Below are 16,885 nucleotides of genomic sequence, written 5' to 3' on the forward strand. Positions count from 1 at the left end.
TATTGAAAATAACTCTTACTTGGGAGTTATTTTTTTTATTTAATTGATATATCACTTGGTTATATCAACTTATTGTTTTATAATCATAATGATTTTTTTAAAGGGGAATAACAAAACATGGATATTACAGAAAGAATTAAAAAACTTATTGAAGCCATTTCATACCAAGTTTATGAAAAAGAAACTATTTTTAGATTAGCAATGTTGGCATTACTAGGAGAAGAGTCAATTTTCTTATTAGGAAAACCAGGAATTGCCAAGTCATTGATTTCACGTAGGATGAAATTTGCCATTAAAAACGGAACAAATTTTGAATATTTAATGTCAAAATTCTCAACACCAGAAGAAATTTATGGCCCAATTGACTTAAGACTTTTAAAAGATGGTAAATATGTGCGTGTGGTTGATGGTTATCTTCCAGCTTCAAATATTGGTTTTTTAGATGAAATTTGAAAAGCTGGACCAAGTATTCAAAATACATTACTAACAATTATTAACGAAAAAATCTTTAGAAATGGTGGAAAAGATATTAAAGTTCCATTAAAACTTTTAATATCTGCTTCCAATGAATTACCTGCAGAAGGTGAAGGATTAGAAGCCTTATTTGACCGTTTTATTATTAGATACATTGCAGAAGGTTTAAAAGAAAATGATAATTTTGAACAATTGTTAGATGGAGAATCATCACTTGATGTTGAAGTAGATCCACGTCTTCAAATTTCAATTGAAGAACTTGAAGCATGAAAAAAACAAGTTCGTCAAGTAAGAATTAGTCGTAAATCACTTGATTTTATTCATTATTTTAGAAAAAAAATGAATGCAGAAACTCATGGTGAAGCTTATATTTCTGACCGTAGATGAAAGAAAATTTCAGGTTTAATGAAAACAAGTGCTTTTTATAATGGACGTGCAGAAACAGATATTCCCGATTTATTTGTAATTCCTTATTGTATTTGAGATAACGAAGAACAAGATGAACAGTATACACAAATTTTTTATTCTGCCTTTTTAGAACAATTTGGATTAGAATGAAGAAATGAAAAAAGAAATCTATTAAATCAACTTGATGCTATGAATGGCCAAATTGGACAAGTTGAAGCTCAATTTTTAAGATTAACTCCGTATGATTCACCATTTAAAGGAAATTTAAAAGGAACATATTATTTAATTAACTTCACTGATGGGGGAGACGAATACAGAGTTTGCTTTATATCAGCAGCTGATTGAAACAAAATCTCAAATCTTCCAAGTGAATCATTTGAAATTGATTTACATTTTGGACCAAATTTAAATAAGTATGTTGGAAGTCAAAAAATGCAAGTTAAAGCTTACAAATCAGATCAAATCTTATTTGTAGCTGAAAACAAACGTTATCAAATTCAAAATGATAATCCTACAGAATTTAATAACCAAATGGTTGGATTAAGTCAACAAGTGGCAGAAATTGAAAAACAAGTTAAAGAAGTTTCTGCAAAAATGTTTAAAGAATATAAAAAATATACAAATATGAATTGTGTTTTCTTTGAAGATATTTATGATGAAAAAATTGCAGAAGCATTTGATACAGTATCTAAAAAGAAAAAAGCAAAAAATGATGCATTAGATGCAGATGCAGAAAGTTTTAATCAACAAGAACAAGAACGTAATGCTTTAGCTGAAGCAGATCTTGAATTTGGAATTTAATAACTAAATATTTTAAAAGAAGGTGATTATTATGCAATTTGATATGGACAAACCGGTCAATGAAATTAAAAAAGAAATTGAACGTTTAAGACAAAAAGATTTACATAATAGTGCCTTTTTAGCATTTAAAAAGGATCACGAATATGCAGCAGAACAGTTGGATGACAAAATCAACAATTTTTATAGTGCTTCAAGTATGTCAACAATTTCTCAAATTAAATTGCCAGAACCCATTAGAAAAGAAATCATTTACTATAACTATGTTTCAGATAACTTTGATGAAGTTGAATTTGCCAAAAAATTAAACTTTATTCAAGAAAAACTTGTTGAATTTGATTCACCATTTTCAACTTACATTGATACAATGCGTTGAAAAATTGAAAATGGTTATTTTGAATTAAAGGGAAGAGATTGATTAACAGAGTTTTTTAGAACTTGAACCTTTATGTTAACTAAAAGAATCCTTGATTTTCGTTTAAAAACAGTTGAAGATTTGCGATATAACTATTTAGTTGAAATTTATGCCATTATTAAAAACTATGGTAAATATGCCAAAATTTATAAAACAATGTATGATGTTTTTGGCAAGATTGCCAATGTTGAAGATGAATTAAAAAACCAAAATATTGAATCAATTTCAAGATTTGCAGAATTTTTATATAAAGATCCCAGTATTTTAAGAATTGCTGAACTTTTAGGACGACTAAATGGTGAAGATGATATTATGGAAGTCAATATTACAGAGCAAATTACAACTTATCCTACTCAAGTAAAGTTACCTTACAACCCTGAAGAATTAGTAGGGGTTACCATGTCAAAAGACATCGAAAGATTATTACCAATGGAATTGGCAAATTTATTTGATCCTGAATTAGAAATTGTGTTTTATAAAAAGTTTGTTGAATCACAATTACAAGCATTCTTATTTGAATCAAATGAAACTATTATTGAACATGAAATTGAAGAAGTTGAATATGAAGCACCAATTCCTTTAGAACAAGGTAAATTTATTATTTGTATTGATACTTCAAGTTCAATGGAGGGCGCAGGAGAATATATTGCTAAATCTTTGGCAATCGCTGTTGCCAAAGTGGCGTTAAAAGAAAATCGAGATTTAGTCTTTGTAAACTTTGCCAATCAACATGTTGATGAATTTGAAGTCAATGGAAGAACTGTAAATATTCAAAAAATGTTAGAGTTTTTAGCAAAATCTTTCTACGGAAGAACAAATTCAAAACCAGCTTTTCAAAAAGTAATTGATAAAATGAATTCAGAAAATTATCGTCGTGCAGATTTATTAATGATTTCTGACTTTATGATGGACTCATTGCCAAATTCAACTAGAGTAAAGATTGCAGATTTAAAAGATAACTACAATCGTTTCCATTCATTGGTTGTAGGAACAATGCCCAATGTTGAAACTCAGGATGTCTTTGATAATGTTATGTATTATGATCCAAATGATCCTTATTCAACTCAACAAATTGTTAAATCTTTAAATGAAACATTACGTGATTTACGTGAATTAAAAGATGAAGAAGCAGCTTATCGAGATGAGCAAATTTCTGAATTAAATAAGATTCGTGATAAAAAACGTATGCGTGATGTTCACAAAGATAGTCCTAAATCTAAAAAATTGGAAAAAGCAAAACAAAAAGCCAAAGATCTTGAAAAGAAACGTCAGAATTTATATGGAAATTAAGGAGAATTATACTTATGGAAGTTAGAGAAAAAGCCAATATATTAATGGTTTATTTAAATAAAGATGAAGAACTAATTACATCACTTCAAGAAGTTATTAGAAAATATATGTTAATTGATGCAAAAGTTTCGGGGCATGGTTTTTTTAATAGAATTGAATATGGTATTTTAACTCAATCAGATCCAATTTTCTTTTCAAAAAATTTAGTTGAAAAATTTGTAACTTCAACAATTTTATATGGAGTAATTGATAATCGTGAATTATCTTTAAATATCAATGCAATTGATGAAGATAAAACAGCTCATTTAGGTAAGCTAATTTCAGCCCATTGTGAATTAGAAACAATTATTATTTTAGATATTTGAAAAACTGAATAGTATAAAAAGCATAACTTTATTTCAAAGTTATGCTTTTTTTATAATTTAATATTTTTTTTATTATATAAAACAACTTTTATATAAAAGTGAAATTTGATTATCTTCTATATCATTTTAATATAAGGAGAATAAGAAGTATGTTTAAGAAATTAGACGATAAAAAGAAAAAGATTTCATTTTATACCACTCTTGGAATAATACTTAGCTATATACTTTTAAATTTTGGACTTTTAATTCCTGGACCTGGAGTTGAAAGTTTAAAATTTATTAATAGTGTTGAAAAAAACATGAAAAAAGTTATGCCAAAAGGTAAGTTTGTTCTAGATGGAGAAGACAAATTATATTCAGCAATTATGAATGTTTCGATTAGAAGTTCATATATTTCAGATATTAAATCAACAATTAATTATAATGATATATCTGCAAATGTTGAAAAACAAGTTGAAGAATATACAGATTTTGCAAATCAATGATTTGATAATAAATGGGGTCAAGCTATTGAACAAAAACAAAATATCGATTTATATGATGTGGGTATGGATATTATTGAATATGATATGGCAATTGCAGAAAAATATCACAACTATGGATTAGTAAATCCAGGAATCACTTGATTATTTAAAGGCGGATTTAAAGATGCCTTTAGTAAAGATTTTTATAGTTATGTATTAAAAATGCAAACTTTTATTGACCAAGAAACATATGAACAGTTGTTATCATGAACTGGTCCAGGATTAACTGGAATGGATGTGCAACATTCAACTTCATGATATATCGTAAATAATAAAGTTTGATTCTTTAATCAACAAATTGAATCAATCAAATATGCTCTTACAGCAGTACCAACTCATTCACCATTTATTAATAAAGATTTAACAGTTGACAATATTAGTGAACATTTAGATGTTGATGATTTCTATCATCCCAATTTTACTTCAGGAGTAAATCAAATGAGAGCTGCAATTGTCTTTCTATTTTGACAACCATTTTTAATTGCAGGTGCAATTATTATTATGTGAAATACTAAACCAGCTAAAAAAGTAAAAGAAACAAAAGTAAAAACAGTTAAAAAGGAGGTTAAAAAATAATGAAAAAATTATTAGCATTTTTATCTTCAGTAAGTATTGCAACTCCAATTGCAATTAATGTTGTGGCATGTGTTCCTCAAGATAAAAATCTATTAGATCCTCTTGCCTTAAAAAATATTGGAACTGATATTGATACATCAAAAGCAGTTGATACAAGTATTAAGGGCCAAAAGATTACAAACTTCTTTAATTTAGGAGATAGTTTAAGTGATACTGGTGGAAAAGAATTAGTAGATTTTGAAAAAAGTGGAGGTAAATCTAAAACTGTTTTGGCAGGTCTTTATGATCAAACCTATAAATCATTTTCAAATGGAGCTCCAGCGGGTGCTGTTTTAAATGACTTATTGGGATTTGAGCAAATGAATGCAGGAACAGAATGAACTCAAACAATTACAAGAGAAGCACAACAAAGAAACTTCTCAATTGGGGGAGCAACTGTTTCAAATCCATTACTTTTAAGTTCAAAAACTGGCTATGTTAGTCTTGAAAAGCAAGCAAGAGCTCTTGTTGCTAAACAAAAATTAAATAAAGATGATTTAGTTTATATTGATATTGGGGGAAATGACTTGTTTGTAATTGCGATTACAATGATTGCACAAGAAGCAGGGATTCCAATTCAATTAGTTCAATCAGCAGAAGAAATTTTAAAAGCAGCACAAGAGAATTTTAGAGAAGCTATTTTTACATTATTAAATAATGGTGCTAGAAAAATTGTCTTTTTATATCCCCCAGATGTTACTTCAACACCAATGTTATATAAATTAACACATGATTTTAGTGACCCTACTAAGTCTTGATCTGAAATGCTTTTAAATGATATTGGTACCAAGATTAAAGATATTGGTTTTTCATTAATTGATCGCTTTACAACAGAAATTAATCGAGCACAAGCCATTTATCCAAATACTATTGCAACATATTATTTATACGACACAGGTTTTGAAACTGTAATGAAAGCATTTGAACAAAATTTAATAGCTCAAAATCCAGAATGAATTGAAGGAGAAGACTACTTTATGACAGTTGGATGAACTGGGGGAGCAAAAACTACAAAAGATACAGATGAAAATGGTGTAGAAATTACAACAATGACAGCTGTTTATGAAATTGATGAAAACCACCCAGAAGAATTTGAAAATCAACCAGAAAGATATTTTTTCTTTGATAATGTTCATCCAACTAAATGAGTTCATGAATATATGGGAAATGAATTGTATAATGCAATTCAAAAGGCGGGGTGAATTTAAGATGAAAAAATTATTATTAAGTTTAAGTGCCTTATCAATTTCGACTGGATCAGTATTTAGTGTAATTTCATGTGGAAATGATAATTTTCAAAAACAACAAAAATATATTAGTATTGATAATTTAGATATTATTTTAAATCAAGTTTCTAAAGCAGTTTATTTAAATGAAACAAAAGATTATGATTCAAATTATTTGATGAATACTTATGTTCAACCTAAACAAATTAAAGATATAACAGACAAACCATTAGATATAAATGATGAATTTACAAGAAATTTCTATTTTAATGAGATGTTTAATAAATACTTTAAAACTGATTATTTACCAGAAGCATATCTTGATGGTATAAAGCCTCAATCAAAAGGGCTGCTAGATGTAATTGCAAATTTATTTAAATTGATGTTTGGTTTTATCGATAACGATGGTTTAAAAACTCTTTATGATTTATTTAATAAATTAGGATTGTCAAAGATGTTGCCAGAAGAATTACTTACATTTGCAAATGGTCTATTATCTAAAGAAGACATTGCCGCTTTTGCAAATGCCTTTGATGATAGTATTTATGAAGGTTTAACATATCAAGAAACTTTAGATAGTTCAATTATTGGGTTAGTAAATGCTTTTAATAAATTGACTCAAAATGAAGAAATGTTTGATTATTCTTCAAAAGAAAACGTTGAAAAAAATATTACCCCAGCATTAGAAAGTTTACAATCTAATTTTAAAGATATTAAAAATCTTAAATTAGATATTTTAGAAGATATGGGAGTATTTGCAGAAATCTTGAGATTTGCAAGAACAATGATTATTTATGTGAATCAGTTTGACTATACTCAAGAATTAAAATGAGATCAAATACAAACAATCAGAAATAAAACATTTGCTGCAACAGAAGTTGATTTAAAGAAATTTCTTTCTCAAGTAAATACAGCTATGAGTGATGAAACTGGAGAAACAACTAGAAGAGTTGTTGCTTCAATGTTTCAAACTCATGAAGAATCAAGAATATGAAATAAAAATCCGTTATTTCCTTCTACAATTAAAAGTCTTGCTGATAATACAATTTATAATGAAGGATTTGGTGGGTTATTTAAGTCAATTATTAATGGTTTAATAGAACCAATTAATTTAATTGGCTTAAACATTAATGTTGGTTCAGCAATTATGGATTTTATTGATTTATCAAATTCTAATATAAAAATTGGAACATTATGAAAAACATTATTATCAACTATTGCTAGTTCAATGCCAGAAAAATTAGGTAAAACAATTCAATCTGAAGAATTTATGAATGATTTCTTTGCATCAATTTATAATGGACAAGTTTTTAAAGACAATATGGGCTTTAATTTAAACAGTTTATTTGATAAAAAAACAATTGGTTATAAGGAAACAAAATTATCAATTCGAGAAATGATTAAGGAAATGAATGATTCATTAGTAAATTCAACACTTGCAATCGATAATCAAACACTTGCAAATATTTTTGAAGCATTAAATTTTGAGATAGAATACAATGGTGTAACTTCAACTGTCTTTGATCATGCTACAAAAAATAAGGATAATTTTTTAGAAATTTTAAATACAAAAGTAATTGATAACCAATCAACACTTAATTTTGTAGATAAAACATTAAAAGATTTAGCTGGATTTAAAGATATTTTCTCATTTACTCAAATTTGAGAAGCAGAACTTGAAAAAGATATAGAAGATTCAAAAAAAGCATTTGAAATTGATTTTAATTCTTTAAATTCAACACAAATAAAAGTTGAAGACTATAATTTTGAATACCAAATAAATGACTCAAAAATTTTAATGAACTTAATTTTGAAAAATGATTATTTTGAAATTAAAAATATTCAAATTTCTAACTTATAATATGAATACTGTAAAAAAATGCAATAAATAGTAAAAAACTATTCTAAATGTGTTTTTTTAGTATAATAAAATTAATCTTTATATATGCAAAAGAACACATATTATAGAGGTAGAAAACGGAAAATATGAGGTGACTAGAATGATCGGAATAATTTCGACAGCGTACTTTACAGTTAAGGACCGTGCAGGTGTAAGAACTGTAAGAAAATATTGATGAAGAAACATGGTTATTCAACACGTTAAGTTCAGAGGAAAATTCTTTGTAATCGCAACAATCGGTTATGGTAAAGCAAATGCTGCTATGGCAATTACCTACTTAATGGAAGAATATCCAGGATTAGAAACAGTATTAAACGTTGACTTAGCTTTATCAACAAATGACAAATTTGATACAACTGATACAGTAATGTCAACAAAATTTATCTACAGAGATGCAGATTTAACAGTATTTAAAGACATTAAATATGGACAAATCGTTCACGAACCAGAAGCATTCGCTTTTAACACTGAGTTTGTAAACCAAGTTAAAAACTTCAAATTAGGAGTTTCTGATGGGATTGTTGGAACAGCAGATATGTTGATCTACAACTCAAAACAATTTAAAGAAATGGTTGACAAATATGGTCAAACTATCGATGTAATTGATACAGAAGCTGGAGCATTAGCTCAAGTTGCTAAAAAATCAAGTGTTAACTTTGTTGCAATGAAAATTATGTACAACAATGCATTATCACCATGAGATAACGATCCATTACACAAATTTAAAATCTATGAAACAACTAATACATTAAAATACTTAGTTGCAAGATTATTTAACTTATTATCATCAAGATATGTTTTAGACTTTACAAAAAACACAAATGATGAATTAGATGTTATTAATGAATTATTTGAACTAGAACACGATGCTTGAGTAAAAAGATTCAAAAAAGATGTTGTTTCTTTAATCTCAGGTATGGGACCATCATTGATGTTGGTTGACAAAAAACAAATGAAACCTGAAGCAGTTGATATTGTTGAGGTTATGAAAACTAAAATTGAAGACGAAGGTCCTTCAAAAGTTATCTTAGGAGAAGATGAATGAAAAAATGCTCCTAAAAAATGATTACGTAAATTAATGTTCCTACAAAACATTCACGTAAATGATGATGAATTATTATGAAATAAATCAGCAAAATACGACATTAAAACTGGAAAAATTCATTCAATTGAAGATGTTGCAAAAAACATTGCAAAAGCAATCGCTGATAGATCACAAGACAAATCATCATATACATATGATGGAACTACAGTAAACAATAAACACTTAATGGTAACATGTGATGCAGCAATTTCATTCTACATTACACATAACCAAACTCACGAATTCGTGGAAAGTAGAAAACACGGTTCAAAATTGGTAGCAAACGAATTTATTAAATATCTAAATGAACAATTAGCAGAAGTTGAATCACCATTTGAAAAAATTGTAGTATTTGTTAAAGTGCCTGCAATGGGTGCTGTTAAGATTCCAGTATTTATGGAAACTAAATCAAAAGCAAATCAACCAATTGTATTCAATGGATACTCAGCAAAAGCACAAAAAGACTTTACAGTTGTAGATATTACAAGAAATGACTACGACCCATTAAAAGTTGGTTCATTCAAAGTTACAATTCGTTTAAAATCAGCAGATTAATATATAAAAATCACCACTATTGGTGATTTTTTTTATATTTGATATAATATACTATGTCTTAAAACATGGAAGGTGATTTTGATGAATCAAAAAAATAAAAAGACATTATCTGCAGATCAAACAGCAGAATTAGCATTTGAAGAGTTAATGGAGCTTTCTAAACAACATCTTGAAAATGAAGAAGAAATTAAAGAACAAAAACATAGTTATATAAATATTAAAGATGATCAAAAAGTTGGTCAAACAGATTTACTAAGTATTATTAATAATGTTAAAAATAAAAATAGTCGCCCACAGGGTTGAGTTGATCCTGAACAACAAGAAGAAGAAAATATAATTAATAAAGCAAAAGCAGCTGGAAAAAGTGAATATGACTCTGATGTTTTAAGAGAATTAATTCTTAAAAGACAAAAAGAAAGACATGCAGATAAAGCTGGATTTGGAAACTTATTATCAAATGTACGTCAAAAAAAAGATGAATATAATAAATAAAATATTTTGTAAAAAATATTTTTTTTATATTACAATACTTTTAGAAAACTAATTAAGATAGGGAAAAAATTGCTAATGGACACAAAAGAAAATATCACTATTGAGGATTTAGAGATTCATCAAGAAGAGTTTAGATCTAAAGAAGAAGAAAAAGAAATCAAAAAAGCTGCTAAAGAACTTCTAAAACATGAAGGCCAAATTGATTTATCTCATATTGAAAATAAAGTTATTTCAAAAAGAGAACAAATCTTATTAGTACAATCATATTTTAGAACTAAATTTTTGCGAGATCTAACAGCAATTATGTTAGCTGCCTTAATTAATACAATTGCATTTGACTACTTTATTTCTGCAACGGGAAGAACAGGATTATTTCCAGCAGGAATTGGTGCTCTTGCAAGATTCTTTTCAGTATTAACTTTCCCTGATTCAATTGCAAGTCAAGGATCATTTTACTTTATTTACTACTTTGCAATTAATGCACCTTTATTTATATTTGGTTATTTAAAATTGGGTAAAAAATTTACCTTTACAACAATTTTGTATATCTTATTGCAAATTGCATTTGACCAAACTTTGCAATTGATGCCTTTTATTAATCCTGCTTCATTTCATTTAATTGTCAATTATCAATTATTACAATCAATTTCAAACTCATGAAATACAGGAATTTGATTATTTATCTTTGGTTCACTTGGGGGAATTTTAGTTGGTTGATCTTATTCATTTGTTTACAAAGTTGGTTCTTCAACAGGGGGATTGGATTTTTTAACAGTATATATTTCTAAAAAAAGTTCAAAACCAATTGGAACATTAAATCGAAATGTTAATTTTGTAATTTTAGCAGTTGTTATTACATTAAATACTGCAGTTTTACCAGTTGAATATATTAATCCTGATATTAAAATTAATGCTTTTACATCCTTAAGTGATAGTCAAGCTTCAGGTTTATTGAATGACATGATAACTCATGCAATAAAACATGGTGCAATTGATGTTGAAAATAATGTTATTGATCCAGTATTTGCTTATAATATGGGATTAGGTGATTTAATTGGAAACAGTAAAAATATTGATTTAAAAGAAGCAATCTTTGAACAATTTGGTGGTGAAAATAATTTAGCAGTTAATGGCTCTAATCGTGCTTACTATGAATATTTAGTTGAATACGTGTCTAAAACTGGTTTTGGTAAAGATGTCACTTTACCAACAAATGTTTTAATAAGATTAAAATTTATGTTTATTTTTGGACCATCTTTATTTGCTTCAATTGCCTTAGTTCTATGTTCAGGATTAATTACAAATGCATTATATCCAAAATATAAAGTTAGAACATACTTGATTACAACAAATAATCCAAAAGAAATTAATAAATTACTATTAAATAAAGGTTTTCAAAATGATATTGTTTCATGAGATGGAACAAATAGAATTAATCACAACTATTTGCACAGATCAATTATAATGGTGGCAATGTCTGTAATGGATTGAGATGAACTTGAAAGAGATGTCTTTATGGTTGATCCCCAAGTTAAAATTAATATTTTAAAAACAAAAGCAGTTAAAGGGATTTTTAACTATGAGATTAAAAAGAATGATGATCGTGATATTATTCATCGAAAAGTGACTACAGATGATAGTGAACTTGAAAAAATCCGCCAAATTGCAATTGTTAAATTCAATAAAGAAAATGAAAGATTAAATAAAAAACAACAACGAAAACAATTCAAAAAGCCAACAAAAACTAAAAATAATGATAAATAAAATACAATAAATTTAATATTTATTGTATTTTTTTTGTATAATGTTTAAGTACGGTGATTGTATGAATAGAGAACAAATGCAAGAAATTATATCTAAAATGTTAGATCTCAAACTTAGTGAAATTAAAAATGAGATTAAAAATATATCGCATCAAGATTTATACAATTATATTGTTGAAGTAATTTTAAAAAATAATAAGATTAGGGATGTTAATGATGCTGCTTTCTATATAATGAATATTAAAGTAAACAAATTATATGAATACTTAAATTTTAAGAATATTAAAGATGATTCAAATACAATTGAAATGGATTTAAAATCTATATTAGAAGGATAAGTGATTGCGGTGAATAACAAATCGCCAAAAAAACCTATAAATAAAACAAACATATTTAGATTTATTGGTATGTTTATAATTTTATTATCACTAGTAGTTGGTATATTTTTTAGTTCACAAAAATTCATTGAAAATTATAAATTAGGAACTGATTTTAAAGGCTATTATTCAGCCTTAGTTGCTGTTGATGATGCTAATGAAGAACAAAATAATGATGGTCAACCAAATGGGGATGCTAAAAAAGCGGCAAAATCATTAGAACAACGTTTAAATCCAATGGGAACAAACCAAATTATTGTTGAAACTGCGGGACTAAATTATTTAAAAGTCTTATCACCAGTAGATGCTTATGCTTCAGAAACTGTCTTTAAAAACCAGATTCAAAGAAGTGGGGGAGCTATCATCTTAGATGAGAGCGGAGATGACTTACAATTTAGCGGAGATGAAAGAAAAGGAATTAATGAGTTCTTTACTTCTGCAAAAACTATTTCAATTACAACAAACTCAGGTAAAAATCCTGCACTTGCCTTTGATTTAAATGGAAGTGAATTTACTTCTTCAATTTTTACAGAGGAAGTAACTGAAAAAAAACTAGCGATGATGCTAGATACTGATGGACTTTATAATGATATAAGAAACTGATATTTATTAGTTGAAGGAAAAGATCAAAGAGCAAAAGTTAAGAGTTATTTTGATGTTATTTTAACACCAATGAGATCACTATATAATACAACTTCAGATAACAAAATTAAAAATATTATCGCAGATTTATTTGCAGCAACTTATCAAAGTTCTTCATCAGGGGGAATTGCAACAAGACAATATGTAAATATTATTACAAACCAAAATATTACACAAGATGATTTCATTAATTATATTAATAATGATTTTGAATTTTTAAGTGATGTTTCAAAATATGTTTATGATCCAAATGCAACAACTGATGACTTTAAGGCTGATGGAAAATATGGAAGTGAAGTTGTTGGTTATACAACAAACTCTTCTTCAACAACAGTATTAGCTTCAAATACTAAAGAGGCATTTTCAATTATTAATAAAATGATGTTTGAATTTGTTTATTCAACAATTTGACCATCAGTTCAAAATGATTACAAATCTATGGCAACAAGACTTGATAGTTATAGATTATTTGTTGGAACTGTTTCAAGCACAAAAACGGTAGCAACTCCTGGTTATATTGAGAATAATAAATTAATCTTAGAATTTTCAGGTCAACCAGAATCTAAAGCAAGAATTGCAACATCAATTTTTAATGCATCATCTCAAGGATATATTTTCACAGTTAATAATGTTTCAATGATTGATGGAACAATTACTTCAATTATGTTAACAACTGCATTAATTTTTATGGGAATTGTTGTTTTAGCATTAATGATTTATTCAGCATTCTTATACAGAATTTTGGGAATGTTTATGATTGCAGTCATATTGGCAATTACAGGATTAACATTAATGTCAACAACATGATTTGGTTTAACTCTTGGAGTTGAAGCAATTATTGCAATAATTATGATAATTGCAGTAAACTTAGAAATCTTTTCAATTATTTTTGAAAACATGAAGTTTAATGCCTATACCAAACATCGAAATATTAAATCTAGTTTTATGATTTCAATTAAAGAGAATATCTTTTTAGCGATTGATATATTAATTTCATTAATAATTCCATCAATCTCTCTATTTTGAATAACATCAAATGCAATTCAATCATTTGCAATTATTATTTTAATGGGTTCATTCTTCTCAATTGCACTAGCAATTATTGGAGCAACTATTTTAAATCGAATGTTATTATCAACAAACTGATTAAATAATAAACCTTGATTATTTGCTTTAAATACTGATTTTGTTAACCAAGGAAAAATTGTTTTAAATTACAAATTAAAAAACTTAAAAGATAAAGCTGAAAAATTGAAGAAATCTGAAGCTTCAAATGATAAATTAAAAGTAATCGAAGATAAAATTCATAAAATTGAAGAAAAAATTGCTTTAATTGATCACAAACATGAAACAAAAAATGCAGCAATGGAAGCTAAATATCAAGCAACTATTAAACAAAAAATAGCAAAGCTTGAAGCAAAAATTTCTAAGCTTGATGGTGAAAAAAATAAAAAACAAATTTTAAAACTTGAATTAAAAATCAATGAATTACAATTTGTTTTAGATGATAATAGTGAAAAAATTATTGAACAAGAATCTGAAATTGTGCTTCAAACTCAAGATAAAGTTAAAGTTAGAAGAGTTGAAAAAACAATTAAACATGGTTCAAAACTTTTAATGATAATATTTTTAGCATTAGCTTCAATTGGAGCATTATTTATTGGATTACTTGGACCAAATTATGATTCAACTTTTGGATATCGTACAGAATATACATTCTGAGGTACAAAAGTTGAGAACTTAGATACTGCTGCAACTGTTGTTGCTGAAAATCCTGAAGTTAGTGAAGACTTTAGAACAGCATTAGAAAAAATTAATGAAAATGAAGATGGTTATGAAATTGAGTATCGTGTAGCTTTATTCTTAGATTTACTATTTAAAGATCCAGAAACAATTAATATCTTAGCAAATTCTGGTTCAAGAACTTATGAATACCACAATTTTAGTTTAAATTATGGTGATTCATTTGATTATATTACTGGATCTACTAATGCAGAAAATGAAATTCCTTGAGTTACACTTACAATTAATACTGCAAATTCAAGACAATCTGCTGTTGTTAAAAATTTATTCTTACAAATTGCACAAATTTCAAAAGAAGAAACATTAACAACTGAAGGTGGATACATTGCAAAACGTATTCGTCCATTTACATTCCAAAACATGGCTCTTCAATTAATAATTGCAAGTTTTGTAATTATTCTTGCATTATTAATTTATATCTTTATTAGATTTAAATGAACTTATTATATTGCTATGATTGTTGGAATTGTATTTACTCCAATATTAGCATTAGCAGCGATTATTGCTTTACAAATTCCATTGGGAGTAACAACTTTAATATCTTTAACAGTTTCAGTTTCATTTGTATGTATTTCAATGTTTGTTGTCTTTGGAAAAGCACGAAGTTTAATTTCAAGTCGTGATGAACAAAGTTTAGTAAATTACTTTAAACAAGAAATTGACTTTGCAGTTTCAATTAAAGATAAAAAACGTCTTTTAAAAGAAACAATATTTGCAAAAAAATCAGCTTTAAAAATTAAAATTAAAGAAGAAGAACTAAATAAAGTTCAAAGAAAAGAACAAAAATTGGCATATAAAAAAGAAAAACATCAATTGTACTTAGAATTTAAAAATGCTAAAAAAGCAATTAAGGTTGAAATTACAAAAGTTTCAAAACAAAATAACTACTTAAAAGAAGTTATGGCCTATACTTTTAAATATGCAATTATTAGATCATTATTAGTGGGTGCAATTTATACAGTTGTTGCCTTATTGTTATCAATAACTTTAACTCCAATTATTTCATTTGGGTTAAGCGTAATTATTTCTGTTGTATCTGCAAGTTTAGTGGTATTATTCATATGTATTCCTGTATGAATTTGACTTGAACAAATTAGAATTAGAAATAATTTATCAAGAAAACGTTTTATTAATGGTTTAAAAGTAACAGGAGAAGAACAAATTATTGAAGGAATCAATGATTAATTGTTGAGAAGGGTTAACAAAGATGGACTTAAAAAAATATATATATGATGTTGAAAATTTTCCTATTGAAGGAGTAACTTTTAAAGATATAACTCCACTATTAAATGATGCCCAAGCATTTAAATATAGTGTTGATCAAATGGTTGAATATGTAAAGGAAAAAGGAGCAAATGTAATTGTGGCTCCTGAAGCACGTGGGTTTTTATTTGCAAGTGCTGTTGCTTATGCAGCTGGTTGTCGTTTTGTATTGGTTAGAAAACCTGGAAAACTTCCAAGAGAAGTTAAAGATGTTGAATATGAATTAGAATATGGAAAAGGTCACATTCAAATTCATAAAGATGATTTAAAAAAAGGTGATAAAGTTGTAATAGTTGATGATGTTCTTGCAACTGGGGGAACTATGAAAGCAATTATTGAACTTGTTAAAGAAGATGAAGCCAATATTAATGGAATTGTTTTCTTAGCTGATTTATCTTTCTTACATGAACCAGAGCTATTTGAAGAGTATGATCCAAGAAGTTTATTAACATATTAAAAAATATTTCCCTTACTAGAAAATTCTTCTAGTGGGAAATATTTTTTTTGTAGATTATGAGTTGTGTTAAGTGTTGATATTTGTTTTAATATAAGTGAGATTTATGATGGCACAAAATATAATAGATAAATGAAGAATTTTAATGAGACAACTTTTATAGTTTAAAATGTGGTTAAAGGCAAAAGATATTAATAAAATAGGTCATGTTTAAAATATAAGAAAATAATAGTTTTTTAAATTAAAAATAAATATTAAATATAAACTTTTATGTGTTGTAATTTTAATATTTAGTTATATAATTATACTGGTTTTGGATAGGTTCCAAAACCAGTATAAAAGGAATGCAGTAAGATATGCAAGTTATATAATAATATAGCAATATGTGAAATATCAATCAAGTTACTGGTATCACTTTTAATTAGTTAATGAATTTC

At 26.9% G+C, this 16,885-nt stretch carries 12 protein-coding genes; all 12 read left to right on the plus strand.

From position 1 onward, the window contains the following. The first annotated feature begins 117 nt into the window (after positions 1-117). The 12 genes from SCULI_RS02390 (at position 118) to SCULI_RS02445 (ending at position 16,451) form a co-directional block, all read left to right on the plus strand. A complete protein-coding gene (locus SCULI_RS02390; protein ID WP_025363041.1) occupies positions 118-1,683 on the plus strand; it encodes an AAA family ATPase in 1,566 nt (521 codons plus the stop codon). 31 nt (positions 1,684-1,714) lie between these two features. Then, on the plus strand, positions 1,715-3,385 hold the full coding sequence (locus tag SCULI_RS02395; RefSeq protein ID WP_025363042.1) for a vWA domain-containing protein: 1,671 nt from the start codon (positions 1,715-1,717) through the stop codon (positions 3,383-3,385). Between the two features lie 14 nt (positions 3,386-3,399). After that, positions 3,400-3,762, plus strand: coding sequence for a hypothetical protein (locus SCULI_RS02400; RefSeq protein ID WP_025363043.1), 363 nt, complete (start codon positions 3,400-3,402; stop codon positions 3,760-3,762). A gap of 137 nt (positions 3,763-3,899) precedes the next feature. Continuing rightward, a complete protein-coding gene (locus SCULI_RS02405; RefSeq protein WP_025363044.1) occupies positions 3,900-4,850 on the plus strand; it encodes a hypothetical protein in 951 nt (316 codons plus the stop codon). Then, positions 4,850-6,097 (plus strand): SGNH/GDSL hydrolase family protein, encoded by a 1,248-nt coding sequence (locus SCULI_RS02410; RefSeq protein ID WP_025363045.1) that lies wholly within the window; start codon positions 4,850-4,852, stop codon positions 6,095-6,097. The genes SCULI_RS02405 and SCULI_RS02410 overlap by 1 nt, the downstream gene beginning before the upstream one ends. Before the next feature lies 1 nt (position 6,098). After that, positions 6,099-7,976 carry a hypothetical protein gene (locus SCULI_RS02415; RefSeq protein ID WP_025363046.1) on the plus strand — a complete coding sequence of 626 codons (1,878 nt, stop codon included), beginning with the start codon at positions 6,099-6,101 and terminating at the stop codon, positions 7,974-7,976. Positions 7,977-8,115: 139 nt separating this feature from the next. Continuing rightward, positions 8,116-9,654, plus strand: a complete 1,539-nt coding sequence (gene fib / locus SCULI_RS02420; RefSeq protein ID WP_025363047.1) for a cytoskeletal motor fibril protein Fib — start codon at positions 8,116-8,118, stop codon at positions 9,652-9,654. Between the two features lie 81 nt (positions 9,655-9,735). After that, complete coding sequence (locus tag SCULI_RS02425; RefSeq protein WP_025363048.1) at positions 9,736-10,146, plus strand: hypothetical protein; 411 nt, start codon at positions 9,736-9,738, stop codon at positions 10,144-10,146. A gap of 75 nt (positions 10,147-10,221) precedes the next feature. Next, positions 10,222-11,910, plus strand: a complete 1,689-nt coding sequence (locus SCULI_RS05510; protein WP_025363049.1) for a YitT family ABC transporter — start codon at positions 10,222-10,224, stop codon at positions 11,908-11,910. A 61-nt stretch (positions 11,911-11,971) separates the two neighbouring features. Then, the gene (locus SCULI_RS02435) at positions 11,972-12,247 is read left to right on the plus strand and encodes a hypothetical protein (protein WP_025363050.1); all 276 of its coding nucleotides are present in this window, start codon (positions 11,972-11,974) and stop codon (positions 12,245-12,247) included. 9 nt (positions 12,248-12,256) lie between these two features. After that, a complete protein-coding gene (locus SCULI_RS02440; protein WP_025363051.1) occupies positions 12,257-15,916 on the plus strand; it encodes a protein translocase SecDF, variant type in 3,660 nt (1,219 codons plus the stop codon). Between the two features lie 22 nt (positions 15,917-15,938). Further along, complete coding sequence (locus SCULI_RS02445; protein WP_025363052.1) at positions 15,939-16,451, plus strand: adenine phosphoribosyltransferase; 513 nt, start codon at positions 15,939-15,941, stop codon at positions 16,449-16,451. The last annotated feature ends 434 nt before the right edge of the window (positions 16,452-16,885 follow it).

This window comes from Spiroplasma culicicola AES-1 (genome assembly GCF_000565175.1).
GTDB classification, from domain to species: Bacteria; Bacillota_I; Bacilli_A; order Mycoplasmatales; family Mycoplasmataceae; genus Spiroplasma_A; species Spiroplasma_A culicicola.